This is a genomic window from Burkholderia sp. AU30198, assembly GCF_020419825.1.
Classification (GTDB): Bacteria; Pseudomonadota; Gammaproteobacteria; order Burkholderiales; family Burkholderiaceae; genus Burkholderia.
Genome location: NZ_JAIZSA010000032.1, coordinates 1 through 25,441 on the forward strand (window position 1 = coordinate 1; position 25,441 = coordinate 25,441).

23 protein-coding genes are annotated in these 25,441 nt (G+C 61.9%); 10 read left to right on the forward strand and 13 right to left on the reverse strand.

Annotated features, from left to right (window positions below; translation table 11 throughout):
- Positions 1-4: 4 nt before the first annotated feature.
- Entirely contained in the window at positions 5-754 is a 750-nt protein-coding gene (locus LGN19_RS37920; protein WP_226220070.1) for an electron transfer flavoprotein subunit beta/FixA family protein, read from the reverse strand.
- A 301-nt stretch (positions 755-1,055) separates the two neighbouring features.
- On the opposite strand from LGN19_RS37920, the gene LGN19_RS37925 reads away from it, so the two are divergent.
- The 3 genes from LGN19_RS37925 (at position 1,056) to LGN19_RS37935 (ending at position 3,079) form a co-directional block, all read left to right on the forward strand.
- A complete protein-coding gene (locus LGN19_RS37925) occupies positions 1,056-1,571 on the forward strand; it encodes a thiamine pyrophosphate-binding protein (protein ID WP_175223610.1) in 516 nt (171 codons plus the stop codon).
- A gap of 8 nt (positions 1,572-1,579) precedes the next feature.
- Positions 1,580-2,185: a thiamine pyrophosphate-dependent enzyme gene (locus tag LGN19_RS37930; protein ID WP_174982216.1), complete on the forward strand. Its 606-nt coding sequence runs from the start codon at positions 1,580-1,582 to the stop codon at positions 2,183-2,185.
- 153 nt (positions 2,186-2,338) lie between these two features.
- Entirely contained in the window at positions 2,339-3,079 is a 741-nt protein-coding gene (locus tag LGN19_RS37935; RefSeq protein WP_226220071.1) for a helix-turn-helix domain-containing protein, read from the forward strand.
- Between the two features lie 86 nt (positions 3,080-3,165).
- Here the strand turns inward: LGN19_RS37935 and LGN19_RS37940 are convergent, their stop codons facing one another.
- From LGN19_RS37940 to pruA, 3 genes are all read right to left on the reverse strand, one after another.
- The gene (locus LGN19_RS37940; RefSeq protein ID WP_226220072.1) at positions 3,166-4,329 is read right to left on the reverse strand and encodes an NAD(P)/FAD-dependent oxidoreductase; all 1,164 of its coding nucleotides are present in this window, start codon (positions 4,327-4,329) and stop codon (positions 3,166-3,168) included.
- A 47-nt stretch (positions 4,330-4,376) separates the two neighbouring features.
- Positions 4,377-5,582 (reverse strand): pyridoxal phosphate-dependent aminotransferase, encoded by a 1,206-nt coding sequence (locus LGN19_RS37945; protein ID WP_226220073.1) that lies wholly within the window; start codon positions 5,580-5,582, stop codon positions 4,377-4,379.
- A 68-nt stretch (positions 5,583-5,650) separates the two neighbouring features.
- Positions 5,651-7,201 (reverse strand): L-glutamate gamma-semialdehyde dehydrogenase, encoded by a 1,551-nt coding sequence (gene pruA / locus LGN19_RS37950; protein ID WP_226220074.1) that lies wholly within the window; start codon positions 7,199-7,201, stop codon positions 5,651-5,653.
- Positions 7,202-7,487: 286 nt separating this feature from the next.
- On the opposite strand from pruA, the gene LGN19_RS37955 reads away from it, so the two are divergent.
- From LGN19_RS37955 to LGN19_RS37985, 7 genes are all read left to right on the forward strand, one after another.
- A complete protein-coding gene (locus tag LGN19_RS37955) occupies positions 7,488-8,429 on the forward strand; it encodes a LysR substrate-binding domain-containing protein (protein WP_226220075.1) in 942 nt (313 codons plus the stop codon).
- 97 nt (positions 8,430-8,526) lie between these two features.
- The gene (locus LGN19_RS37960; protein WP_226220076.1) at positions 8,527-9,402 is read left to right on the forward strand and encodes a MaoC family dehydratase N-terminal domain-containing protein; all 876 of its coding nucleotides are present in this window, start codon (positions 8,527-8,529) and stop codon (positions 9,400-9,402) included.
- Positions 9,403-9,414: 12 nt separating this feature from the next.
- Entirely contained in the window at positions 9,415-10,575 is a 1,161-nt protein-coding gene (locus LGN19_RS37965; protein ID WP_226220077.1) for an acyl-CoA dehydrogenase family protein, read from the forward strand.
- 9 nt (positions 10,576-10,584) lie between these two features.
- A complete protein-coding gene (locus LGN19_RS37970) occupies positions 10,585-11,763 on the forward strand; it encodes a CaiB/BaiF CoA transferase family protein (protein ID WP_226220078.1) in 1,179 nt (392 codons plus the stop codon).
- Positions 11,764-11,787: 24 nt separating this feature from the next.
- Entirely contained in the window at positions 11,788-13,164 is a 1,377-nt protein-coding gene (locus tag LGN19_RS37975; RefSeq protein WP_226220079.1) for an MmgE/PrpD family protein, read from the forward strand.
- Positions 13,157-13,984, forward strand: coding sequence for an HpcH/HpaI aldolase/citrate lyase family protein (locus LGN19_RS37980; protein ID WP_226220080.1), 828 nt, complete (start codon positions 13,157-13,159; stop codon positions 13,982-13,984). Before LGN19_RS37975 ends, LGN19_RS37980 begins: the two co-directional genes overlap by 8 nt.
- 19 nt (positions 13,985-14,003) lie before the next feature.
- The gene (locus tag LGN19_RS37985; RefSeq protein WP_226220081.1) at positions 14,004-15,482 is read left to right on the forward strand and encodes an aldehyde dehydrogenase; all 1,479 of its coding nucleotides are present in this window, start codon (positions 14,004-14,006) and stop codon (positions 15,480-15,482) included.
- Positions 15,483-15,676: 194 nt separating this feature from the next.
- On the opposite strand, the gene LGN19_RS37990 is transcribed toward LGN19_RS37985, so the two are convergent.
- The 9 genes from LGN19_RS37990 to LGN19_RS38030 all read right to left on the reverse strand — a co-directional run bounded on the left by LGN19_RS37990 (position 15,677) and on the right by LGN19_RS38030 (position 25,428).
- Positions 15,677-16,063: a PaaI family thioesterase gene (locus tag LGN19_RS37990; RefSeq protein ID WP_122950258.1), complete on the reverse strand. Its 387-nt coding sequence runs from the start codon at positions 16,061-16,063 to the stop codon at positions 15,677-15,679.
- Positions 16,064-16,337: 274 nt separating this feature from the next.
- Complete coding sequence (locus LGN19_RS37995) at positions 16,338-16,787, reverse strand: VOC family protein (RefSeq protein ID WP_226220082.1); 450 nt, start codon at positions 16,785-16,787, stop codon at positions 16,338-16,340.
- Between the two features lie 80 nt (positions 16,788-16,867).
- Positions 16,868-17,674, reverse strand: a complete 807-nt coding sequence (locus LGN19_RS38000; protein WP_226220083.1) for an NAD(P)H-dependent oxidoreductase — start codon at positions 17,672-17,674, stop codon at positions 16,868-16,870.
- A gap of 308 nt (positions 17,675-17,982) precedes the next feature.
- Entirely contained in the window at positions 17,983-18,708 is a 726-nt protein-coding gene (locus LGN19_RS38005) for an ABC transporter ATP-binding protein (RefSeq protein WP_226220084.1), read from the reverse strand.
- A 19-nt stretch (positions 18,709-18,727) separates the two neighbouring features.
- On the reverse strand, positions 18,728-19,513 hold the full coding sequence (locus LGN19_RS38010) for an ABC transporter ATP-binding protein (RefSeq protein ID WP_226220093.1): 786 nt from the start codon (positions 19,511-19,513) through the stop codon (positions 18,728-18,730).
- A 104-nt stretch (positions 19,514-19,617) separates the two neighbouring features.
- The gene (gene livM / locus LGN19_RS38015) at positions 19,618-20,895 is read right to left on the reverse strand and encodes a high-affinity branched-chain amino acid ABC transporter permease LivM (protein WP_226220085.1); all 1,278 of its coding nucleotides are present in this window, start codon (positions 20,893-20,895) and stop codon (positions 19,618-19,620) included.
- A complete protein-coding gene (locus LGN19_RS38020) occupies positions 20,895-21,812 on the reverse strand; it encodes a branched-chain amino acid ABC transporter permease (RefSeq protein ID WP_226220086.1) in 918 nt (305 codons plus the stop codon). Before LGN19_RS38020 ends, livM begins: the two co-directional genes overlap by 1 nt.
- 87 nt (positions 21,813-21,899) lie before the next feature.
- A complete protein-coding gene (locus LGN19_RS38025; RefSeq protein ID WP_226220087.1) occupies positions 21,900-23,051 on the reverse strand; it encodes a branched-chain amino acid ABC transporter substrate-binding protein in 1,152 nt (383 codons plus the stop codon).
- 391 nt (positions 23,052-23,442) lie between these two features.
- Positions 23,443-25,428, reverse strand: a complete 1,986-nt coding sequence (locus LGN19_RS38030) for a gamma-glutamyltransferase family protein (RefSeq protein WP_226220088.1) — start codon at positions 25,426-25,428, stop codon at positions 23,443-23,445.
- Positions 25,429-25,441 lie beyond the last annotated feature (13 nt).

The following is a 25,441-nucleotide window of genomic DNA, read 5'->3' on the forward strand; positions in this document are numbered from 1 at the left end:
CCTCTTACAGCACCTTGGCTTCGGTCTTCAGCTTCTCGACCAGCGTCTTCACGTCCGGCACCTTCACGCCGGCTGCGCGCTTCGGCGGCTCGACCACCTTCAGCGTCTTCAGACGCGGCGCAACGTCAACGCCCAGGTCTTCCGGCTTCACCGTTTCCAGCGGCTTCTTCTTCGCCTTCATGATGTTCGGCAGCGTCACGTAGCGCGGCTCGTTCAGGCGCAGGTCGGTGGTGATCACCGCCGGCAACGTCAGCGACAGCGTTTCCGCGCCGCCGTCGACTTCGCGTGCGACCGTGGCTTTACCGTCGGCCACCGTCACCTTCGACGCGAACGTCGCTTGCGGCAGGCCTGCCAGCGCGGCCAGCATCTGGCCCGTCTGGTTCGAATCGTCGTCGATCGCTTGCTTGCCGAGGATCACCAGTTGCGGCTGTTCCTTGTCGACCAGCGCCTTCAGGATCTTCGCGACAGCCAGCGGCTCGACGCTGTCGTTCGATTCGACGAGGATCGCGCGATCCGCGCCGATCGCCAGCGCCGTACGCAGCGTTTCCTGCGCTTGCGCGACACCCACCGACACGGCGATTACTTCGGTCGCCACACCGGCTTCCTTCAGGCGCACCGCTTCTTCAACCGCGATTTCGTCGAACGGGTTCATCGACATCTTCACGTTCGCGATGTCAACACCCGTGTTGTCCGACTTCACGCGGACCTTCACGTTGTAATCGACCACTCTTTTCACTGGCACCAGAAGTTTCATCACATGTCCTCGAAAGGTTCTGGTCAGCAGTTTGCATATCGAACGATCCTGCTGGAATTCAAGATTCTGAAACGGGGCCTTCAAACCCCTCGAATTCGTCGATCCAACATAGGCCCGAAGCCCGGCAGACGTGGCACTTCCCCACGTTAACCGGCGGTTAAACACCCATTACGCAATCGCAAATTGAGTTCGGAAAATTGCTGCGGCACGCTTGTCTCATCCGCAAACGCCGTGCACATCGGCGCATGCCGGTCACGCGATATCCCTTTCCCTACTCTCGACGTCAACCGTCCAGCCCATCATGTCAGCTAACTGGCCCGATACCATCTTCGAGCATTTCAAGTCCTCCGACGTACGTCAGGTTGCGTACGTGCCCGACGCCGGCCACAAGCGTCTCATCGAGCTTTGCGAAGGCGATTCAGAAATTCACGCCGTATCCCTCACCACCGAAGAAGAAGGCGTTGCCATGATGGGCGGCGCCTGGGTCGGCGGGCAACGCGGCGTGCTGCTGCTGCAATCGAGCGGCGTCGGCAACTGCATCAACATGCTGTCGCTGCAGCACGAGTGCCGAATGCCGATTCTGATGCTCGTCACGATGCGTGGTGAGTGGGGCGAGTTCAACCCGTGGCAGGTCGCGATGGGCAAGTCGACCCAGGCAGCCCTGGAATCCGCCGGCGTCCATGTGTACCGCGCGGACGATGCCGACGAAGTAGCCCCGACCGTCCAGGCAGCGCTGAATTTCGCGTTCAATACATCGCGTATGGTGGCCGTACTGATCGGCCAGCGCGTGATCGGCACGAAGAACTTCAAAAAGTGAGCATCGACATGACGCAACAGACCATTCCCCTGAACCGCCGGACGGCCGTTCAGCGCATCCTCCGCGATCGCGCGGATCGCGTACTGGCCGTCACCAGCCTCGGCAACCCGACCTTCGACGTTGCCGCCGCCGGCGACACGCCGCAAAACTTCTATCTCTGGGGTGCCATGGGCGGCGCCGTGACGTTCGGGCTCGGCATCGCACGCGCGCAACCGTCCAGGCGGGTCGTGGTATTCGTGGGCGACGGCGAAATGATGATGGGCCTCGGCTCACTGGCGACCGTTGGCGTCGATCGCCCGTCCAATCTGTCGATCGTCGTGATCGACAACGGTCACTATGCCGAAACCGGGATGCAGCCCGCACATGCCGGACGAGGCGTCGACGTCACGGCTGTCGCACGGGCAGCCTGCATCGAAAACGCACGCACGATCACGACGGAAGCGCAACTCGACGATTTCGTCGACGCCATCCTGAACGGTGACGGCCCGGTACTCGCAACCGTCAAGGTCAGCACCGACCCGGCTCCGGTGTGCCTGCCGCCGCGCGACGGCCCGTATCTGCGCAGCCGCTTCCGCGAAGCGCTGCTCGGGCCCGCCGCACACGCAAGCCAATAAGGCTCTTACGCCGGCAGATCGCTGTGCACGAAGGGTTCCGCCCACTGCGGAACCCTTTTTTCCATTCCTGGACGTCGCCTGTCGTCCCGGTACAATCGGCATCCGGTTCCCTTATTGCCCAGAGTCCGCATGCCGTCCCAAACCGACAAAGACATGCTCGTCGCGCTGATCAGACAGTTGGATCGCCATCCGGAGCTGCTGGAGCGAGTCTTCGACTGCCTCCCCGACGTGCTCTATTACGTCAAGGACGCCAATGCGCGCTATCTGTCCGTCAACCAGACGCTGATCGATCGAAGCGGCCTTGCACGCGACGACGTCATCGGCAAGACCGCGGACCAACTCTTTCCCGTGACCGGCGCAAGCACCGTCGCACAGGACTTGTCCGTCATCGAAAACAAGGCACCGATCGTTGACCGGCTTCGTCTCTACTCGACGGGCATCGGGCACAAATACTGGTGCCTCAGTTCGAAGTTTCCAATCGTCGACGAGAACGAAAGCGGCATCGGCATGATCGGCGTCTCCCGCGACCTGCCGCGCCCCGACGAGCGCCATCACGGATACCGGCGGCTTTTCGACTTTCTTGCCTATCTGGAACAGCACCTGAGTCAGAACATCCTCATCACGGAGGCGGCCGATCATGCATCGATCTCGGTCGACACGCTCGAGCGCCTGACACGCGAAGTATTCCACCTGACACCGAAGCAGCTACTGATGAAGATGCGAATCGATCACGCATGCAAGCTGCTCGAAACCACCGATCACAGCATTACCGAAATTGCAGCCAGCTGCGGTTACGCGGACCATAGCGCATTTACGCGCCAGTTCAAACTGGCCACGCATCTGACCCCGCGGCAGTATCGCGATGCCCGCGGACGTGGCCTTCACCCGGCCTGACGGCAACAAGATCGTCCACAAAAGAGAACGCGCCGGACACCACAACGGCGACCGGCGCGCGTGTCTCCAGTTTGGCCTTGCCACGCTCAGTAAACAGCCTCCTCAACTACCAGATTTCCGGTATTGATTCGATCAGCCGACAGCGGAGTCAGATCGATCGTCTGGTATTCACCGAACGACAGAAGTTCCGCCACGCCGCGACCGACGCCAGGGCTGTGCATCATTCCGTGACCGCTGAATCCCGCGGCGACAAACGAATTCTCTGGCCCACTTTGACCGATGAGGCCGTTGTGATCGAGCACGTTGTATTCGTAGTAGCCGGCCCACGCGTGTTCGACACGTAGCGCTTCGAAGGCCGGGATCCGTTCCGCGAGGGTCGGCCAGATAATGTCGTCGAACTCCGCGAAGTTGACGTCGAGCGGCAAGTCGTCGAGATCATGCTCGGCTGACGGCGACACAATGCACAGGAAGTGATTTTGCTCACGCCTCAAATAGATGCCCGAGGTATCGATCAAAATCGGGAGGTCCGGAATTGCGGTCGGACAGGACACGACAAATGCGCAACGTCGGCGTGGTCGAACAGGCAGATCGATTCCGACCGTACTCGCGAGCGTCGACGACCACGCACCGCCCGCATTCACGAATTGATCCCCGGCAATCAGACGGCCATCGCTCAATTCGACATGCGTGATGCGATTGCCCGTCGTACGGTATGCCGTCGCATCACCTGTTACGAACTGAACGCCAGCCTCACGTGCCCGGTTGCGATACCACTGCATCAGACTGTATCCGTCAAACCAGCCTTCCCCGGACAACCCCTCTGCTGCATATGCGAGATCGCTGACGTTCAACCACGGATAGCGTGCAATCAGCTCTTCCGGCGATCGCTCGGCGATGGCGACGCCCATCGACCGCGCCAGCGCAGTTCGCTTGCGCAGCACGGGCGCCTGGTCGGACGTACCGACGAACAGATAGCCGCAGTCGGTCAAGTCGACTCCTGCACCGAATCGCTCCTTGTCGCGTTCGATCGAACGCATGAACTCGTAGCCGAATCGCGACAACTGGATGCAGGACGGTGTGGAGAACTGTTGACGGATCGAGCTCGCCGACAGCGCCGACGATGCGATCCTGTATGTCGGATCACGTTCGATAACCCAGATCTCGCGATCCGTGCGATTCTGCTGGGCCAGGAAGTAGGCGATGGAACACCCGATTCCGCCGCCACCGGTAATGACGATTCTTTCGCTCATGACATGCCTCTTGGTGATGCGTCGTGGTTCGATGCGTCAGATCGAATTCAGGCCAGCAGCTTCGCGCATGCCGCCTCGATACGCTGGAGCGCTTCTTCCAGCTGCTCGACGGATGCGGCATATGACAGCCTGAAATACGGGGAAAGCAGGAACCCTGTCCCGGAGACGACTGCAACGTTGGCATCGTCGAGCAGGTAGCGGACGAAATCCTGATCGCTGTCGATGCGCGCACCGGACAACGTATGCCGCCCGATCAATTCCTGGCAGCCGACGAACGCATAGAACGCCCCCTCCGGCTCGCGGCATTGCAGCCCGGGAATGCGACGCAACGCTTCAACAACCTGCTTGCGTCGCTGATTGAACGCGCGTCGCGACGTCTCGACGAACTCCTGACTACCGGTGAGCGCTTCAACCGATGCGTATTGCGCGATGGACGTTGCGCTCGTGACGATCTGCCCCTGCACGAGATTCATCGCCTTGATGAGCTGCGCAGGCCCCGCTGCGTAGCCGATACGCCACCCGGTCATCGCGTACACCTTCGACACACCGTTGATGAGAAGCGTGCGTTCGTACAGGTCGGGGGCGACGTTCAGGATGTTGCTGAACGGGACATCGACGTAAATCAGCTTCTCGTAGATGTCGTCCGACAGTACCCAGACATGGGGATGCCGACGCAGCACGTCGGCGAGCGACATCAGTTCGTCGCGCGAATACACGGCGCCTGTCGGATTGGATGGCGAATTCAGCATCAACCACTTGGTGCGCGGCGTAATGGCGGCTTCGAGTTGTGCCGCCGTGAGCTTGAAGCCTGCGGTTTCCGGGCACGGGACACAGACCGGCGTACCGCCCGACATCTTCACGATCTCGGGGTAGGACACCCAGCAGGGTGTCGGCACAATCACTTCGTCACCGACGTTCAGCGACGCAAAGAACGCCGCGAAGATCGCCTGTTTCGCCCCCGATGACACGCTGATACCCGCGACCGGGTAGATCAGGCCATTGTCGTTCGCGAGCTTCGCCGCAATTGCCTCGCGCAACTCCGGGATGCCCGCCGCCTCGGTATAGCGCGTCTTGCCGTTGCGCATTGCCCGAATGGCCGCCTCCTGGATGTTTTCAGGGGTGGGAAAATCCGGCTCGCCCTGCGACAGCGATATCACGTTCCGCCCGGCCCGGCGCAGCTCCGCTGCACGCGCGGCCATCGCCATCGTCTCCGCGGGCGCGATCTGCCCGATTCTGTCCGCAATGATGTTCATTTAAGTTTTCTGGTCCGGGAAAAAAGCCGGCCCGACGCATGGACGTACGCCGGACCGGGACATCAAACTTACAGACGCTCGGCGACCGCCTTGATCTGCATGAACTGAAGCAGGTAGTCCGGGCCACCGGTCTTCGTGTCGGTACCGGTGAGATTGAAACCGCCGAACGGCTGGATCCCGACGAGCGCGCCGGTGCATTTGCGGTTGAAGTACAGGTTGCCGACATGGAACTCGCGGCGAGCGATTTCGATGCGCTCGCGGTCGTTCGAGAACAGCGCGCCAGTCAGGCCGTAAACCGTGTTGTTCGCGACCTGCAGGCCTTCGGCGAAGTCCTTCACGCGGATCGCCGCGACGAACGGACCGAACACTTCCTCCTGCGCGATGCGCGCAGTCGGCGACACGTCGCCGAAGATCGTCGGCTCGATCAGGTAGCCCGGTGCGTCGGCAACCTTGCCGCCCGTCAGCAGCTTGCCCTCGCCGCGGCCGACGTCGATGTACGACTGGACCTTCTTGTACTGCATTTCGTTGCACACGGGCCCGAGGCTCGGGTTGTTTTTCGCCTCGTCGACGACCAGCTTCTTCGTACGCTCGATCACGCGCTCGATCAGCGCGTCATAGACGGAATCCACCACGATCAGGCGCGAGCAAGCCGAGCATTTCTGGCCGGAATAGCCGAACGCAGCCTGGATCACGCCCGTTGCGGCGTCGTCCAGATTGGCGGTCTCGTCAACCAGGATGCCGTCCTTGCCGCCCAGTTCCAGGAAGACGCGCTTGAACCACTTCTGCCCCGGCGCGAGCTTCGCCGCCGATTCGTTGATCGCCGCACCGGTCGCGAGCGACCCGGTGAAATTGACGAAGCGGGTGCGCGGATGCGCGACGAGATACGAGCCGACGTCGCGCCCCGAGCCCGGCAGATAGTTGACGACTCCCGGCGGCAGACCGGCTTCCTCGAAGATGTCGCACACCTTCGCCAGCGACACGATCGTGTCCTCCGCCGGCTTGCACACGACGGTGTTGCCGACGACGATCGCACCCACGGTCATGCCGGTCATCAGGGCCATCGGGAAGTTCCACGGCGAAATCGTCACGCCGGCACCGAGCGGAATGTAGAAGCTCTCGTTCTCTTCACCCGGATAGTGGATCAGCGAACCCAGTCCACCGACATGGGTCAGCGCCTGCCGTGCGTAGTACTCGGTGAAGTCGATCATCTCCGCGACTTCAGCGCTGGCCTCGACATAGTTCTTGCCGATCTCGTAGACGAGCCATGCTTCGAGTTCGCGCTTGCGGCGACGCATGATCGCAGCCGCCTTCAGCATCACGCGCGAGCGATCTTCCTGCGTCCAGCGCTTCCACGATTCGAACGCCTTCCACGCCGCATCGAGTGCCGCATCGGCATGCTGCTGCGTTGCCTTCGCCGAATAGCCGACGATCTCCGCCGGATTCGACGGGTTCGTCGAGACAAGCTTGTCGTCCGTCATGACGCGCTCGCCATTGATGATCAGAGGATACGTCTCGCCAAAGCGCGTACGCACCTTGTCGAGCGCACCGCGCATGTCGGCGACGGCGGCGTCGGTGTCAAAGAGGTCGAACGGCTCATTCTTGTACGGTGCAATCAACATCGCTATCTCCTGTAGAGGGCAGTCGGATCGACGGAGGCCTCATTGCGCTCCCCCGACGTTGAGCGGATTGTCGATCGACGAAAACGAGCCGTCTTGATTTGCGTCGAGATTATTTTGCGGAATTCTGCACAATCAACCATCGACAACCATGCCACTTACCCTCTATATACGCATAAATATGCGGCTCACGTGGAAATATAAGCCCGTATATGGAATCCTTACTTTTGCGGATTTTTTCCTGTTGCTATGATTCGCTCATCGGCACGCCAAAGCAAAGAGGCAAATTATGGGAATGCATTTCGATCTGGTCGATCTCCGCCTGATGAGCGCCATCGCGGAAACGAACAGCCTGACACGCGGCGCCGAGCGCTCGTGCATGTCGGTACCCGCCGCCAGCACGCGCATCAAGAACCTTGAAGAGAGCATGGGCGCGAAGCTGCTGTTCCGGACGAGCCAGGGTGTGACGCTCACCCCGCCCGGGCAGGCGTTCCTGCATCATGCGCGGCTCGTGCTGTCGCAACTCGAGCACTTGCGCGGCGACATGCAGGAATACGCGCGCGGCATCAAGGGTCACATTCGATTGTTCGCCAATACCACCGCGACCACCGAGTTCCTGCCGAACGACCTGCGAGACTTTCTTGCAACCCATCCGGACGTCAATATCGGCCTGAAGGAACGACTGAGCCACGATATCGTCCGCGCGATCAGCGAAGGGTGGGCGGACGTCGGCATCGTGGCGGGAGAGGTCAGGACCGAATCGTTGATGACGCTGCCCTATCGCAGGGACAAGCTGATCCTCGCCGTCCATCCGTCACATCCGCTGGCCGACCGCGAATCGATTCCGTTCGCCGAGACCACCGGCTTCGACTTCATCGGGCTCCCGGAAGCGAGCGCGATCCATACCTTCCTCAATCGCGTCGTCAACGATCTCCACAAGACGCTTCAGGTGCGGATCGAAGTGGGCAATTTCGAGGCACTGTGCCGCATGGTCGAAGCGAACGTAGGTATCGGCGTGCTGCCATTCTCGTCGGCGGCACGCTATGCGCGGCTCATGAACGTCAAGCTCGTAACGATCGAGGACGACTGGGCAACCCGCAATCTGCTGATCTGCATCCGCAGCCTCGACCTGTTGCCGTCGTTCGCGCGCGAACTCGTCGATCAGCTCACCGGCAAGGCCCAGGACGACGACCATCTGCACGATGCCGGCCAGGTTGCCGTGACACCTTAAACGCCACTTAAAGCCCCGTTTCCAAAGCACAAATTGTCGCCGGCATCCCGGTGCGTCACGCTTGCAGCAACGACGCATTTTTTGGGAAACCGACGACATGTCTGCAGCATTCGACTCCCTTCGCGACTGGATCGGGCGCACACAATCCGAACGCGAAACCGTCTCGCCTCGGCTCGCCGCGCAGCTCGCCGCGTTGCTCGATCACGAAGCAACGCTCGAGCCGGGCGATGCGCTTCCGCCGCTCTGGCACTGGGCACTCTTTCCCGCCATTGCTCGTCAGTCGCACGTTGGCGTCGACGGACACCCCACGCGAGGCGGATTCCTGCCCCCCGTCCCGTTGCCGCGCCGCATGTGGGCCGGCAGCCGGGTGCAATTCGAACGTCCGGTTCGAATCGGTCACGAGGTCACGCGGACGTCGCAGATCGTCGACGTTGGCGCGAAGGAAGGACGCAGCGGACAACTGGTGTTCGTTCGTGTTCGTCACCAGCTCGAAGATGTCGAAGGCGGGCTACTGTCTGAAGAGCAGGACATCGTCTACCGCGACGCACCTCGGGTACCGAGCTCCCCGGATAGCGGAATCGACGCGCCAGGCGACGGCACGTGGCGGCGCCTGATCGTGCCCGACCCCGTGCTGCTGTTCCGCTATTCGGCCGTGACCTACAACGGCCACCGGATCCACTACGACCGTCCGTACGCTACCGAGCAGGAAGGGTATCCCGCGCTGGTCGTCCACGGTCCGCTGACCGCCACGCTCCTCGTCGATCTCGTCCGCCGCAACCTGCCGCGCGCACAGATCGCCGGATTTTCATTCAAGGCTATCGGCCCGCTCTTCGACAACGAACCGTTCTACGTGTGCGCAACCCACGACCCGGCGTCGCCCGAGATTCACATCTGGGCGGAAAGCGCCCGTGGTCGGCTATGCGTCGATGGGCGCGTGACGCTGACCGAAGCCCATCCCGCCACAGGAAACTAAGAGGAGATTCACGTGTTCGATATCGCCGCACCGCACCAAGAGATTCGCGAGGCCATTCGCGACCTGTGTTCGAACTTCCCGCCGGAGTATTTCCGCAAGATCGACGAAGAACGCACCTACCCGGAAGCCTTCGTCCAGGCGCTGACCGATGCAGGTTGGCTTGCCGCCCTGATTCCGCAGGAATATGGCGGATCCGGTCTCGGCCTGACCGAGGCATCGGTGATCATGGAGGAAATCAATCGCAGCGGCGGCAACTCGGGGGCCTGCCACGGTCAGATGTACAACATGGGCACGCTGCTGCGCCATGGCTCTGTCGAGCAGAAGTCGAAGTATCTGCCGCAGATCGCCAGCGGCAAGCTCCGGTTGCAATCGATGGGCGTGACCGAACCCACGACGGGCACCGACACGACGAAGTTGAAGACGACAGCCATTCGCAAGGGCGATCGCTACGTCGTCAACGGACAGAAGGTCTGGATCTCGCGCGTCCAGCATTCCGATCTGATGATTCTGCTGGCTCGTACGACGCCGATCGACCAGGTAGCAAAGAAATCCGAAGGTATGTCGATTTTCCTCGTCGATCTTCGCGAGGCAATCGGCAACGGCATGACGGTGCGCCCGATCCCGAACATGGTGAATCACGAGACGAACGAATTGTTCTTCGACAACCTCGAGATTCCCGCGGAAAACCTGATCGGCGAAGAAGGCAAGGGCTTCAAGTACATCCTCGACGGCCTGAACGCCGAACGGACGCTGATCGCTGCCGAATGCATCGGCGACGGGTACTGGTTCCTCGACAAGGTCTCGAAGTACGTGAAGGAACGCGTCGTGTTCGGTCGGCCGATCGGTCAGAACCAGGGCGTGCAGTTCCCGATCGCGCGCGCCTACGTGAACGTCGAGGCCGCGAGCCTGATGCGCTACAAGGCATGCGAGCTGTTCGACGCGAAGCAGCCGGCCGGTGCGCAAGCCAACATGGCCAAGCTGCTTGCGGCCGACGCATCGTGGGAAGCCGCGAACGCATGCCTGCAGTTCCACGGCGGTTTCGGCTTCGCGAACGAATACGACGTCGAGCGCAAGTTCCGCGAGACGCGCCTGTATCAGGTCGCCCCGATCTCGACGAACCTGATCCTGTCGTACGTCGCCGAGCATCTGCTCGGTCTGCCGCGATCTTTCTAGGAGCGCGCCATGAAACCCCTGACCGGCATCAAGGTCATCACGCTCGAGCACGCGATCGCGGCACCTTTCTGCACACGGCAGCTCGCCGATCTCGGCGCACGCGTCATCAAGGTCGAGCGTCCCGGCGTGGGCGATTTCGCACGCGCCTATGACGAGCGCGTCAACGGCGAAGCATCGCACTTCGTCTGGTGCAACCGTTCCAAGGAAAGCCTGACGCTCGACGTGAAGGCGCCGGATGCCAACGCTGTACTCGGAAAACTGCTTGCCGACGCCGACGTGCTCGTGCAAAACCTCGCACCCGGTGCAGCGGCACGCCTCGGCCTGTCCTACGACGCGCTGCATGCGTCTCATCCCGGGCTGATCGTCTGCAACATCTCGGGCTATGGGCCGGACGGCCCGTATCGCGACAAGAAGGCCTACGACCTGCTGATCCAGAGCGAATCCGGCTTTCTGTCCGTAACAGGCGGCCCGGATTCGCCGGCAAAGGCCGGCTGTTCGATCGCCGACATCGCCGCTGGCATGTACGCATACACGAACATCCTGGCCGCACTGCTCGAACGATCCAAGACCGGGCGCGGCAAGCAGATCGACGTCTCGATGCTCGAGAGCATGGTCGAATGGATGAACTATCCGATGTACTACGCATTCGACGGCGCATCGCCTCCCCGTCGGGCAGGCGCGGCACACGCCACGATCTATCCGTACGGCCCCTTCCCGGCCGGAGACGGCAAGTCGGTGATGCTCGGCCTGCAGAACGAGCGTGAATGGGCCGCATTCTGCGAGCACATCCTTCATGTGCCGCAACTGGCGGCAGATCCTCGCTTCAACTCGAATGCGAAGCGCGTGGCGTCACGCGATGCGCTGTGCGCGATCATCGTCGATGCATTCTCGAAGCTCACTGCTGCGGAAGTCGTCGATCGACTCGACACCGCGCAGATCGCCAATGCCCACATGAACGAGATGGCCGACGTCTGGGCGCATCCGCAGTTGCGCGCGCGCAACCGGTGGGTCGAAATCGATTCTCCTGCCGGCCGCATCCCGGCGCTCCTTCCGCCCGGCGTCGATCACGCGGAAGACGTTCGCATGGATGCCGTCCCCGCCCTGGGGCAACACACCGATGCCCTTCTCCACGAACTCGGTTTCACCGACGCAGACGTTCGCAGATGGCGCGACGCGTGCGTGATCTAACCCGCAACCGCAAGCGACTCGAACATGACCCATACCCAAACTCTCGCGAACTTCGCGGCACAACTCCGCTTCGACCAGATTCCCGTCGACGTGATTCGTCGCACCGAAGACCTTTTACTCGACTGGTACGGCTCGACACTCGCGGGCCGTGGTGCCCGCCCGGTGGAAACCATCCACGCGCTCGCGTTCAAGTTCGGGCCCGCATCCGGACCGTGCGAAGTGCTGATTTCGCGGCGCACGACAAGCTCGTTTTTCGCTGCGCTGGTCAATGCGGCCGCCTCGCACTTTGCCGAGCAGGACGATCTCCACAACAGTTCCGTATTGCATCCGGCCACGGTCGTCTTTCCCGCCGCATTGGCCGCCGCGCAATCACTCGGGCGCAGCGGAAAAGAGTTCTTGACCGCATGCGTCGCGGGCTATGAAGTCGGCGTGCGGGTCGGCGAATTCCTTGGCCGCTCCCACTACAAGACGTTTCATACCACCGGTACCGTCGGCACGCTTGCTGCCGCCGCAGCAGTCAGCCACTTGCTGAACCTCGACGGTGAACAAATGCTGCACGCGTTCGGCTCGGCCGGTACGCAAGCGGCGGGTCTGTGGCAATTCCTCAAGGATGCGGCAGATTCGAAACAGTTGCATACCGCAAAGGCCGCAGCAAGCGGCCTTTTCGCGGCCTATCTCGCGGCAGAGGGTTTCACCGGCGCGGCAGACATTCTCGAAGGCGAGAAGGGAATGGGCGCGGGGATGTCAGACCAGACGTACCCGGACAAATTGGTTGATCGGCTCGGCACACGCTGGGCACTGGCCGAAACCTCGTTCAAGTACCACGCGTCGTGCCGACACACCCATCCGGCTGCCGACGCGTTGTTGCAAATCATCGAGCGCAATGCGCTGAAGCCGGACGACATCGAACGTGTGGTCACGCATGTTCACCAGGCCGCAATAGACGTCCTCGGGCCGGTCGTGAATCCGCAGACGGTCCATCAGGCGAAGTTCTCGATGGGGACGGTGCTCGGCCTCGTAGCGGCCTACGGGCATGCCGGCGTGCGCGAGTTCGACGCACATTACGCGTCGCCCGACATCGTGCGCTTCCGCGACAAGGTTCGAATGGAACTCGACCCGGAAGTCGACTCCGCCTATCCGGCACGCTGGATCGGCAAAGTGACCGTGACGACGAAGGACGGCCGCACCCTGGAGGGCCGCGTCGACGATCCGAAGGGCGACCCCGGCAATACGTTGTCGCGTGCTGAACTGGAACACAAGGTTCGCACGCTCGCGCTGTACGCCGACGCGGCAACGGAAGCCGAAGTTACCGAATCCATCGGGAAGATCTGGGCCATCGCTGACGCCACGGTCGTTCCGTCACTGCTCGCCTCACAAAACCCGGAGAATCGACATGTCTGAGCTCGCCCCCCGTTCCTATCTGTTTGTTCCCGGCAATCGACCGGATCGCTTCGCGAAGGCCGCCGCCTCGGGCGTCGACGTCGTGGTGATCGACCTCGAAGATGCGGTGCCGCCTGCGGAAAAGAAGGTCGCACGCGCCGCGCTTGCCGAGTGGCTGGCATCCAACGACACACCGGTGGCCGTGCGTATCAACGACGTCAACAGCGAATGGTTCCGCGAGGATATTGCGCTGTGCCGCGCACCGTCCGTCAAGACGGTCATGCTGCCGAAAACCGAACGCATCGACGACATCTTCCTCTGCGAGTTCGCCGGCAAGCCGACCGAAGTGCTGCCGATGATCGAAACGGCGCAGGGCTTCCGCAACGTGGTCGCCATCGCTCAGCACCGACTGACGACTCGCCTCGTGTTCGGCAACATCGACTTCCAGCTCGATCTGTCGATCGACGGCGACGACGAGCAGTTGCTGTATTTCCGATCGCACATCGTGCTGGCGTCCCGCCTCGGCAACTTGTTGCCGCCCGTCGACGGTGTGAGCCTCGCACTGGATGATCCTGCGCAGATCGAGCGCGACACGCTCCGCGCGAAGCGACTTGGCTTCGGCGCAAAGCTTTGCATTCATCCGAAGCAGGTCCAGGCAGTCAACGCCGCGTTCCTGCCGACGGAAAAAGAGATCGAATGGGCGCGCAAGGTTGTCGATACGGCCTGCGCATCGCACGGCGCAGCCGTCGCAGTCGACGGACGCATGGTCGACCGTCCGGTCATTCTCAAGGCGCAGGAAATTCTCGCGGAATCGCAACGACGTGCGGTGGCCGCGCCCTAACCGAATGGAGGCAGGAACGATGGAACGCTTTGAAATGGTCATCGACGGACGAAACTGTCCGTCGTCATCCGGCGAATGGTTCGAGACTGAAAATCCGTACACCGGCGAACCGTGGGCAATGGTTGCGAAAGGGACCGCCGCCGACGTCGACCGCGCCGTCCAGGCCGCACACACGGCCTTCACGTCCGGCCCGTGGGCACAAATGACGCCGAGCCAGCGCGGCCAACTGCTGCATCGTGTCGGCGACCTGATCGCTCGCGACGCGAAACGGCTCGCCGAACTGGAGGTGCGTGACAATGGCAAGCTGATGGCCGAAATGTATGGCCAGTGCCAGTACATCCCGCAGTGGTACTACTACTTCGGCGGCCTGGCCGACAAGATCCAGGGCGCGGTGATTCCGCTCGACAAGAAGGGCTACTTCAATTTCACGCGCAACGAGCCGCTCGGCGTCGTCGCCGCGATCACGCCGTGGAACTCTCCGCTACTGCTCGCCACATGGAAGATCGCACCGGCGCTCGCGGCCGGCTGCACGGTCGTGATCAAGCCGTCCGAGTTCACATCGGTGTCGACGATCGAGTTCGTGAAACTGTTCGAAGAAGCCGGCTTCCCGCCGGGCGTGGTGAACGTCGTCACTGGCTTCGGAGCCGACGTGGGCGCGCCACTCGTCGAGCATCCCCTCGTCAAGAAGATCACGTTCACAGGCGCGGATTCGACCGGGCGCGCGATCAACGAAGCCGCCGCACGACAGTTCAAGCACGTGAGCCTCGAGCTCGGCGGCAAGTCGCCGAATATCGTCTTCGAAGATGCAGACCTCGACGACGCGGTGAATGGTGCAGTTTCCGGGATCTTCGCGGCAACGGGACAGACCTGCATCGCCGGCTCGCGGCTACTGGTCCAGGAAAGCATCTACGACTCGTTCGTCGAGCGCCTGTTGGCACTTGCCCGCACCGCGAAGATGGGCGATCCCGCATCGCTCGAGACGCAGGTTGGCCCAGTGACGACCCGTCCGCAATACAAGAAGGTGCTCGCGTACATCGACATCGCGAAGGAAGAAGGCGCGAAGCTGCTGCTCGGTGGCAAGCCCGGCAGCGACCAGGCGTGCGGTAACGGCTGGTTCGTCGAACCGACGATTTTCGGCGACGTGCGCAACGACATGCGGATCGCGCAGGAGGAAGTGTTCGGCCCGATCCTGTCGATCATCAAGTTCAAGGATGAAGACGACGCGGTGCGTATCGCGAATGACGTTCGCTTCGGGCTGGGCTCGGGTGTCTGGACCAAGGACATCGGCCGCTCGCTGCGCGTCGCGGAGCGCATCCAGGCGGGCATGGTGTGGGTCAACAGCTATCGCGCGGTAAGCTACATGTCGCCGTTCGGCGGGTATAAGGATTCCGGGCTCGGGCGCGAGAACGGCATCGACGCGATCCGCGAGTACCTGCAGACGAAGAGTGTGTGGATCAATACCGGCGTGAAGACAGCCAATCCGTTCGTCATGCGGTAGTACCACGGGGTGGGCGGGGCGCCCGCCCCGTCTCGAAAAAGAGCCGACGCCATTCGCCCCATTCCGGCCCCCCCACCCCGGCCTGCTTCACGCCCGGCCTGTGACGCCACACCGGAACAGCACACCTCGGTTTTTACAGCTCGGCCTCCAGGCAATCGAATCGACCAATCTCTCCGGCAAACAAGAGACCGACGCTATCGCGCGTACTTGAATGTCCCCTGTGCGGTAGCGATCAGGATGCGACCGTCGACCCATGCTTCACCGCGGCAGAAGTAGATCGATTTGCCTTTACGCTCGAGAATGCCCTTGGCCGCGACCTGCTGCCCGATGCCCCGATCCAGGTAGTTGATCGTCAAGGACAGCGTGAAGCCGTGAACCGTTTCGCCCGACTCACTGTGCAGCCCGGCATAACCACAGGCAGCATCCAGCAGCGTCGCGACGGCACCACCCTGCAACACGCGTTGCCGATTCAGATGCGTCGCGCTGATCGGCATCGCGATCTCCGCAAATCCGTCTTGCCATTCGGTCAAGGTCGCACCCAACGCTTCGAGAAACGGATTATCGAGTTCGTGACGGATCATCGGATCACTCCATGCGTGAAGTACGCGCGCGCTACATTGGTCAGTCGCGACGGCAAGGGAGGTGGGAGGGGATACGATCTAACGGTACAACGACATTCGAACATGCCGCCGTGTTTCCTGAAAGGATAAAAAAACGTGCCGCCCGTCGGGCGGCACCAAGGACGAATGTCTCCGTTCCGTGCCGATCAATTCCGGCACCGATCGGATGGCCCCATCGTCGTAGCCAGGAGCACAAGTGTGCGCGGGTCGACACGCGACACCGAACGACCGTGTCTTACTCTTTTCGTGCGCGAACCTGAAGATTGACGCCGGCGCCCGCTTTCGCCGTATCGAAGTACGTGAAACCACTGCCGTCCGGCAACCGCCCGCGACCGAGTACCGCGATACCCGCCCCGGTTGCAACGGCTTCCGCTGCGTCGACGTCCGAAACCGCGAACCCGAGATGGAACACGCCTTCACCGTGGCTTTCCAGAAAGCGCTTTTGCGGCGTGTCACCGTCACCCGGTTCGCAGAGCTGGAACTGGACGTTGTCGACGTTCGCGAACTTGTACTTCAGCTTCAGAAAGGCATCGCGATCGTAGCCGTCGAGCTTGAACGCATCGAGAGGCGGGAAGTCCGTCCACGGGCCGATACCGGCGGATTCGTAATACGCAGTGGCCACATTCATGTCACGAACAACGATACAGACGTGATGCAGCTTCCGGAAAATGTCGGGTTTGCTCATGGTGACACCAGTCGAAATACGAAAGGAAAGCAGGTGGGGTAGTGCGACAGGAATGCCTCCCGTCGCTCCCGTCCATCCATTCAGCCAAACTTGGCGACGTTCGGTGCCGTAAATTGGTCCGCCGCCTCTTCCCGGCTCTGTCCCGCGCCCGGGTTCCATTGGAAGCCAGACCGGGCGATCACACCCGGCTTCAGACGTTGGTCGGTACCGTAGTCCTCGAACGGATGGAAGAACAGCGACGGCGTCTGCTCGAGCGTTCGCAGCCGTTCTCCGTACGACGCCAGATACGCCGCCCGCTCCTCAGCCGACACGCGCGCCGGCATCCACGACACGTGCGGAGGCAGCACGTCGAAACCCAGGTACTTGAAGATCCCGTTATGGATCGGCCACAGCAGGTGGTTGATATCGCCGTCGACGCCATCCGGCTCGTACAGGCTCGACGCCGTACCCGTCGTGGTCGAGATCATCGCCTTGCGCCCCTTGAACATGCCGGTATCGTATTTGCGCCCGGTCGCGTACGCGAAGCCACGCGTCATCACGCGATCAACCCAGCCTTTCAGGATCGCCGGCATGCCGAACCACCACATCGGGTACTGGAAAATGATCAGATCCGACCAAAGCACCTTCTCTTGCTCGGCGGCCACATCCGGCGTCGGCTGCGACGTCGCAAACATGTGCTCCTGCTCGGCTGACAGGTCCAGATAATCGGGGTTCGCACGCGGGCCGGTGAAATCATCCAGACCGAGATCCGGCCGCCATTTCATCTGATACAGATCCGACACGCGGATCTCGTGCCCGAGCGCGGTCAGCGTCGCGACAGCTTTGTCCTTCAACGCACCATTGAACGACTTCGGTTCGGGATGGGCAAAGACGATCAGCACCTTCATGTTCTTACTCCGTCAAGATCGATCGGGACACATGTCCGACATGAACACCGGAGCGCCGTAGCTCCGATCTATTGGCGTCAATTCTGAACCGGTTCTCGGCAGCCGTCTTGTGACAGAGCGGTAACTTTTTGCGGAATTTTGCACAGTCGAGCGATGCAAACCAAAGCATATTGATTACCGTGCTGGGATTCGTCTGAATTGGCAATACCCGGCCACACGGAGTCCCGCACAATCGACGGGGCAGTCGGTGCTGCTACGTCGCCCCGCCGATTGACCGGCACCGGCGCCCCTGGCCCCGGTGCGATCGGTCACGCCGCGTCGAGCTGCGCTGTATCGCCCTCCAGATACGCCGCACGCACGGCCGGATCTGCCAGCAACGAAAGCCCGTCTCCTTCGAGCGCGATGTGCCCGTGCTGAATGACGTACCCCCGATGCGCGACTCGCAGTGCATGATGAGCATTCTGCTCAACGAGCAGAATCGTCATTCCATACTGCGTGTTGAGCTCGCGGATCACCGAAAAGATCTTCTTGATGTAGATCGGCGCCAGGCCAAGCGACGGCTCGTCGAGCAGCAGCAGCCGCGGATGCGACATCAACGCCCGTGCGATCGCCAGCATCTGCTGTTCGCCGCCGGACAACGTTCCGGCACGTTGGGATGCCCGGCTGCCGAGAATCGGGAACATCCCGACCATTCGCTCGATGTCCTGCGACGTCTGCCGATCCCGGGATGTATCCCCCATCAGCAGGTTCTCCATCACCGTCATGCGCTGAAATATACGTCGCCCTTCCGGGACGATCGCGATATCGAATTTCGCGATCTCGTGCGACGGCCGCTTGGTGATGTCACGTCCTTCGAACACGATCGAACCGCCGCTCGCGCGCGGATAGCCAAAGATCGTGTTCATCAGCGTCGACTTGCCGGCGCCGTTCGCACCGATCAACGTGACGATCTCACCCTCGTTCACCTCGACGTTGACGTGATGCAATGCCTGCACGCTGCCATAGTGCGCGGACAATTCCGAAATCTTGAGCATGAAAGAATTCCTCGCGTAGTCAGGCCTGCTGGTCCGATGTTTCGCTTTCCTCTTCGCCGAGGTAGGCCGCAATCACGTCAGGATTTGCCTTCACCTCGGCAGGGGTGCCCTCGGCAATCTTCTTGCCGTGATTGAGCACGACGATGTGATCCGAGACCTTCATGACCACGCTCATGTCGTGCTCGATGAGCAACACGCCGATACCCCTGTCCCGAGCAAGAGACGAAAGCAGCGCGGTCAATGCTGCGGATTCACGCGGATTCAGCCCGGCAGCGGGTTCGTCGAGGCAAAGCAGAATCGGATCAGCGCACATAGCGCGAGCAATCTCGATGCGACGCTGAACACCATACGGCATGTCGCCTGCCGGCTTGTCGGCAAGGTCTCGCAGATTGAGTCGCTCGAGCCATTCCATTGCCTTCGCAACGGCATCGCGGCTGGCAGAGCGATATCCTCGCAGGTTCAGCGCACCGGAAATCGAAAAGCGCGACGCCTTCTGGAGCGCGTTGTGCTGGGCGATCATCAGGTTCTCGAGAACGGTCATGCGCGGAAAGAGCCTGATGTTCTGAAAGGTCCGTACCACCTGTCCGACACGTGCAACGTCCGCGTTTCGCATCGCATCCAGGCGCAACTTCCCGCGCGTGGGATGCTCCAGGGCAATCGCGCCCGACGTTGGCTTATAAAAACCGGTCAGGCAATTGAAGAACGTCGTTTTGCCTGCGCCATTCGGACCGATGACCGAGGTCACCTCGCCGGCGCGCGCGGTCATCGACATATTTTCGATCGCGCGAAGCCCACCGAACTGCATCACGATGTTTTCGACGTGCAGCAGCGGTCCGCGTTCGGCAGGCGATTCGCACCGACCCAGTCCGGCGGGGGCGCTTTCAAAAATCAGCGGCGTCATCGGATCCATCATTTGCCCTCCGCAGGTGCCGTAATCGTTGCGCGACGGTGACTGATCAGCCCACCGGGCCGGACGATCATGATCAATACCATCGCAAGACCGAACAACAGCATTCGATATTCAGAGAAATCTCGTCCGAGCTCAGGAAGCACGACGAGCACGGCGGCCGCGAACACGACGCCAAGCTGGCTGCCCATGCCACCGAGGACGACGATCGCAAGAATCGTGGCCGATTCCGAGAACGTAAAGCTCTCCGGAGAGATGAAGCCCTGGCGGGCGGCGAAGAACACACCGGCAAATCCGGCGAGCATCGCTCCGATCGCGAACGCGGACAACTTGATGTTCGTTACGTTGAGCCCCATCGCCTTGCAAGCAATCTCGTCCTCCCTGATCGCTTCCCATGCCCGACCGACAGGCAGCCGGCGCAGGCGGGAAACAAACAGGTTCGTCAGCAGCGCCATCCCGAGGATCAGGTAGTAGAGAAACACGATCCGTTGCTGCGGGGAGTATTCGATGCCGAACAGGCTCGAGAAGGTCGGACCGTCCGCCGACGCTTGCATCGGCAGCCCGAAGAACGTCGGCTTCGGAATCGAAGAGACACCGTTCGGCCCACCGGTAACGTCGCCCCAGTTGATCAGTATGAGCCGGATGATCTCTCCGAAGCCGAGCGTGACGATCGCAAGATAGTCGCCTCGCAACCGCAGCGTCGGATAGCCGAGGATCATCCCGAAAGCCGCGGCGAGGCCGCCCGCGATCGGCAGGACTTCCCAGAATCCGAGACCGAAATGGGTCGACAGCAATCCGTACGAATAAGCCCCGACCGCATAGAACGCGACGTATCCCAGATCGAGCAGACCTGCGAGACCGACGACCACGTTCAGTCCCCAGCCGAGCATCACGTAGATCAGCACCGTCGTCGCCGTGTCGACCACGTAGCGATTGCCGGAGAACATCGCCGGCAACACGATCGCGAATGCGACGGCACACGTCCCGATCCAAGTCAGCCTTGACGAGGACACCGCGGCCTGTTTGCCCTTCTGAACGCGACTCTTCCTGATATTCGCTGCATATTCCAGCAGACACTGCAGTGCCATGCGCCCAACAAACGCGGCGATCACAAACGCACCGAGCAACGGCCAACGGGTCTGCACCTGAAGACCGCCTGAGCCGTCGTGCGTCGTGAGCCCGAGCATCGGCAGCCCGACGACTGCGGCGACAATCGCTGCGCCCAGCGCATCGCGAATGCGAAATGGAAGATTGACTTGCTTGGACATCGTCGTACTCATCAGACTTTCTCCACCTCTGGGCGGCCGAGCAGCCCGGACGGCCGGAACATCAGGAACACGATCAGAATCACGAACGTCGCCACGTCCTTGTATTCCGGCGACAGATAAGCGGACCAGAAGGCCTCGATCAGGCCGATGATGACGCCGCCCAGCATCGCGCCGGGAATCGAGCCAATACCACCGAGCACCGCCGCCGTGAATGCCTTGATGCCGGCAATGAAGCCGATCGAGAAGTCGACGACACCGTAATAGAGCGTGACCATCACGCCGGCGACAGCCGCAAGTCCGGCGCCAATCATGAACGTCACGGAAATGATGCGATCCGCGTCGTAACCCAGGAATCGCGTCATCCGTTGATCCTGTTCGCACGCGCGTTGCTGTCTGCCGAATGAAGTTTTGTGGATGAACAACGTGAATGCACCCATGAGCGCAATCGTCACGATGACGATCAGGATCTGAATGTTCGACAGATAAACATCGTGACCTGCGCTACCCATCGGTATATTGATGCCGCCCGTAACGACAGGTTGAACCGACTTGACGCGTGCGCCCTGCGTGAGTTGAACCATGTTCTGCAGGAAGATCGACAGGCCGATCGACGAAATCAGCGGCGCAAGACGATTCGAGCCGCGCAGCGGGCGGTAGCCGACCCGTTCGACCGTCCAGCCGAACGCGGACGTCAGCACGATCGCGACAATCAGCGTCACGCCAATAGCGAGCACCACTGAGGAAACGCCGCCCGAAGTGAGCAGCGTAAGGCACGTTACGGCAATGAACGCGCTCACCATGTAGATGTCTCCGTGAGCGAAGTTGATCATGCCGATGATGCCGTAGACCATCGTATAGCCGATTGCGATCAGACCGTATATCGCCCCCAAGGTCAAACCGTTGATCAGCTGCTGTAACGCCTGACTCATAGCTTCTCCGATACATCTCGTTGCAGCACGGCAGCCCGCCCCGTGCGGGCCGCCGCGCCCTTCATGCGATATGCGTTGCCGTCCGCATCACTTGACGTAGTCGTAGCTGTTTCCGTTCCATCTGTAGACGACGTAGCCCGGATTCTTCAGATCGCCTTTCGAATCGAACTTCAGCTGACCGACGACGGTATCGAACGTACCGTCATGGAGTTGCTTCACGACTGCGGCGTAGTCGGTGCTCTTCGCACGCTTTGCGGCATCCGCGTATGCCTGCATGGCCGCGTAGGAATAGAGCATGTAGCCTTCGGGTTCGATCTTTTGCGCGCGGAAGGCAGCGACCACCTTCGATGCAGCAGCGCTCTTGCGCGGATCGGGCGGGAACGTGAACAGCACCTTGTTGATCTGCGGGCCTGCGGCATTGACCAGCTCGTTGTTGCTGAGCGTGTCACCGCCGATCACTGTCAGATCGAGACCAGCCTGCGCGGCCTGGCGCAGGATCAGCGCAACCTCCTGGTAATAGCCGCCGTAGGCCAGAACCTGCACACCGGCGACCTTCATCTTGCTGATCAACCCGGAATAATCGCGCTCACCTGCCGTGATGGACTGACGCAACGCGACAGGCGTCTGCTTTGCCGCGAGTCCTTTTGCGATTTCATCGGCCAGGCCACCGCCGTATGCGGTCTTGTCGTCGATGACGGCAATCTTCTTGCCTTTGAAGTGGTCCGCGATATAAGCGGCCGTAACGGAGCCTTGCTGATCATCGCGCCCGGTAATACGGAACAAGCCCTTGATTCCGCGCTCCGTGATCTTCGGGTTCGTCGAGACAGTAATCTCGGGAATCTGTGCGTCGTTGTATACGTCGGATGCCGGTAACGTCGAACTGGAACACCAGTGGCCGTTGACGAACGCGACCTTCTTGTTGACGAAGTCGTTGGCGACCGACACCGCCTGCTTCGGATCGCATACGTCGTCGCCGACGATCAGGTTCAGTTGCTGGCCCAGAACGCCGCCGGCCGCATTGATGTCCTTTACCGCCTGCTCGGCGCCCTTCCTGAACTGCTCGCCACCCGATGCATACTCGCCCGTCATCGGTCCGGCGACTGCAACGTTGAGACTCGCGCTTGCCGATGCGGCATACAGTAGCGCCACCCCGCCGACGCCGATTGCCGCACTCATCCCATTCAATATTTTCCGGCCATTCATAACCATCTCCAAAGAGCAGGCTTCGATGTGGGGCATGCCTTGGTCATTGGCCGCCACCGTCGTGAGACACCCGTGCCAGGCACGAGTGAACGAAGGTTGCCTACGCCAAAAACGGCTCGGAATTTGATTGTGCGAAACCGGGGGTTAGGGGCTGTCTAAATGTGCAGCCTTCCAGCCGCGGTGCGCGGAACGGCGCAGAGTTCCGGCCACGTAACCCGGTGAGCCGATATGTTCGAGGGTTGACCCCTATGCCGGGATATTCGGCGCGTCGAGCCGGAAAGCCGGCTCGATCCTGCTGAGCAGCAGGTTCTTCGATAACTTCCGCCCGCCTGCACGCCCATCGAGTTCGGCACTCGGGTGCGGTCGCATAAAGCAACACGGCCCCGACTGCCGTTCGGCAGTTCGGGGCCGTGTGCGTCCTGCCGGGTTACGGCCGGAACGTATCGCCGAGCACGACGCCTTCACGCCGCGGATCGGTGCCGCCCTGCAACGCGGGCGACTGGCCGACCGTCACACGCATCACCGTGTTGACGCCGCTCGCCTGCGCGGACGTCGACACCTTGTGACCGAGCGCGAGCAGCCCCGTGATCAGCGGATCGTTCGCTCCGTTGTTCGCCGTGTTGATGTTCGGATGCTCGCCACCGATCGTGGTCGTCGGGCTGTTGCTCGCGCCGAAGTCGACGAGCCCAGCGGACTGCTGCGCGTCGAGGCCCCAGTCCAGCGCGCCGACGAGCGTCTTGACCACGTATTGCGGAATCGTGCCGCCGCCCGGCGAACCGGTCGCCATCACAAAATCGCCGCGTGAGCCGTCCGCGGCCTGACCGAACACGATCGTCGGCGCCATCGAGCTGCGCGGCCGCTTGCCCGGCTGCAGGCGGTTGGCCACCGGATTGCCCGCGCTGTCTACCGGGTTCGCGGAAAAGTCGGTCAGCTGGTTGTTCAGCAGGAAGCCGTTGGTCATGTGGAACGAGCCCATGCTCGACTCGACCGTCGTCGTCGCGCTCAGCACGTTGCCGTCGCCGTCGACGATCGTGAACTGGTTCGTGCCGTGCTCGATCAGCGTCGTGTCGACGCCGAGCGGCACCGCGCCGAGATTGCCGGGCTGCGCGGTGCCCATGCTCTTGGTCGGGTCGATCAGCGCCGCGCGCGATTTCAGGTACGGCTTGTTCAGCAGCGTATTCCACGTGCCGCCCGGCAGCGGCACGAAATCCGTATCGGCCACGTATTTGTCGCGATCGGCATACGCAAGCCGCTCGGCCTCGGTGACGAGGTGCACGCCCGCGACGGTCGGCTTGCCGCCTTCGAGATCGATTGCCGTCGGCTTCAGCGACTTCAGGTCGTAATTCTCGAGAATGCCGAGCGCCGACGCGACCGCGATGCCGCCCGACGACGGCGGCGGCATCCCGCACACCCAGTAGCTGCGATAGGTCGTGCACACGGGCTCGCGACGCTTCGCCTGGTACGCGGCCAAGTCGGCTACGGTCGTCTTGCCCGGCGTGAGCGTCGACCCGTCCGCGCCCTTCGTCGTCGCGATCTTCGCGACGATGTCCTGCGCGATCTGCCCCGTGTACAGCGCGTTCGCGCCCGACTGCGCCATCAGCGTCAGCGTGCGCGCATACGCCGGATTCTTCAGCACGGTGCCGAGCGTCTTCGGCGAACCGTCGGCGTTCAGGAAATACGCGGCGGCCTCGGGGTCGCGCTTCAGGTTCGCGGCGTTCGACGCGATCGCGTCGGCGAGCCGGCCACCGATCGGGAAGCCGTTGGTCGCGAGCGTGATCGCATCGCCGAACAGGTTCTGCCACGGCAGCCGGCCGTGATCCTGCTGCAGCGCCTCGATCAGCCTCGGCACGCCGATCGTGCCGATCGAGCGGCCGCTCGCCCGTGCGTTCGGCAGCGGCGCGGACTGGTCGGTCGCGTCGTCGACGTAGCGCAGGTAGTTCTCCGTTGCGGCGGCCGGCGCGGTTTCCCGGCCGTCATACGCCTGCAGCATCTTGCCGCGCGCATCGTAGTAGAGCAGCACGCCGCCCGAGCCGAGGCCCGTCGCTTCGGGCACGGTCAGGCCGAGCACGGCCTGCACGGCGACCGCCGCGTCGGCGGCCGTACCGCCTTTCTTCAGCACCGCGCAACCGGCCGCGCTCGCGTACGCGTTCGACGTGGCCACCAGATAGGTCTTCGCATAGACCGGCTTCATCCCGGTGCGATAGCCCGACGACGCTTCCGGCAGCGACGGGTCGCCCGGCTGGTTCGAGCCGACCACGACCGTCGCGCCGCTGTTGTCGACCGCGAGACAGCTCGCATCGGTGGAAGGTGTCGGCGTGCGGCCTGCTTCGTTCTCGACGTCGCCGCCGCATGCCGTCAACAGGGCGGCCGCGAGCAACGCGGACGCATACGGAAAAATCGCTGTTCTGTTCATTGTCTGCCGATGT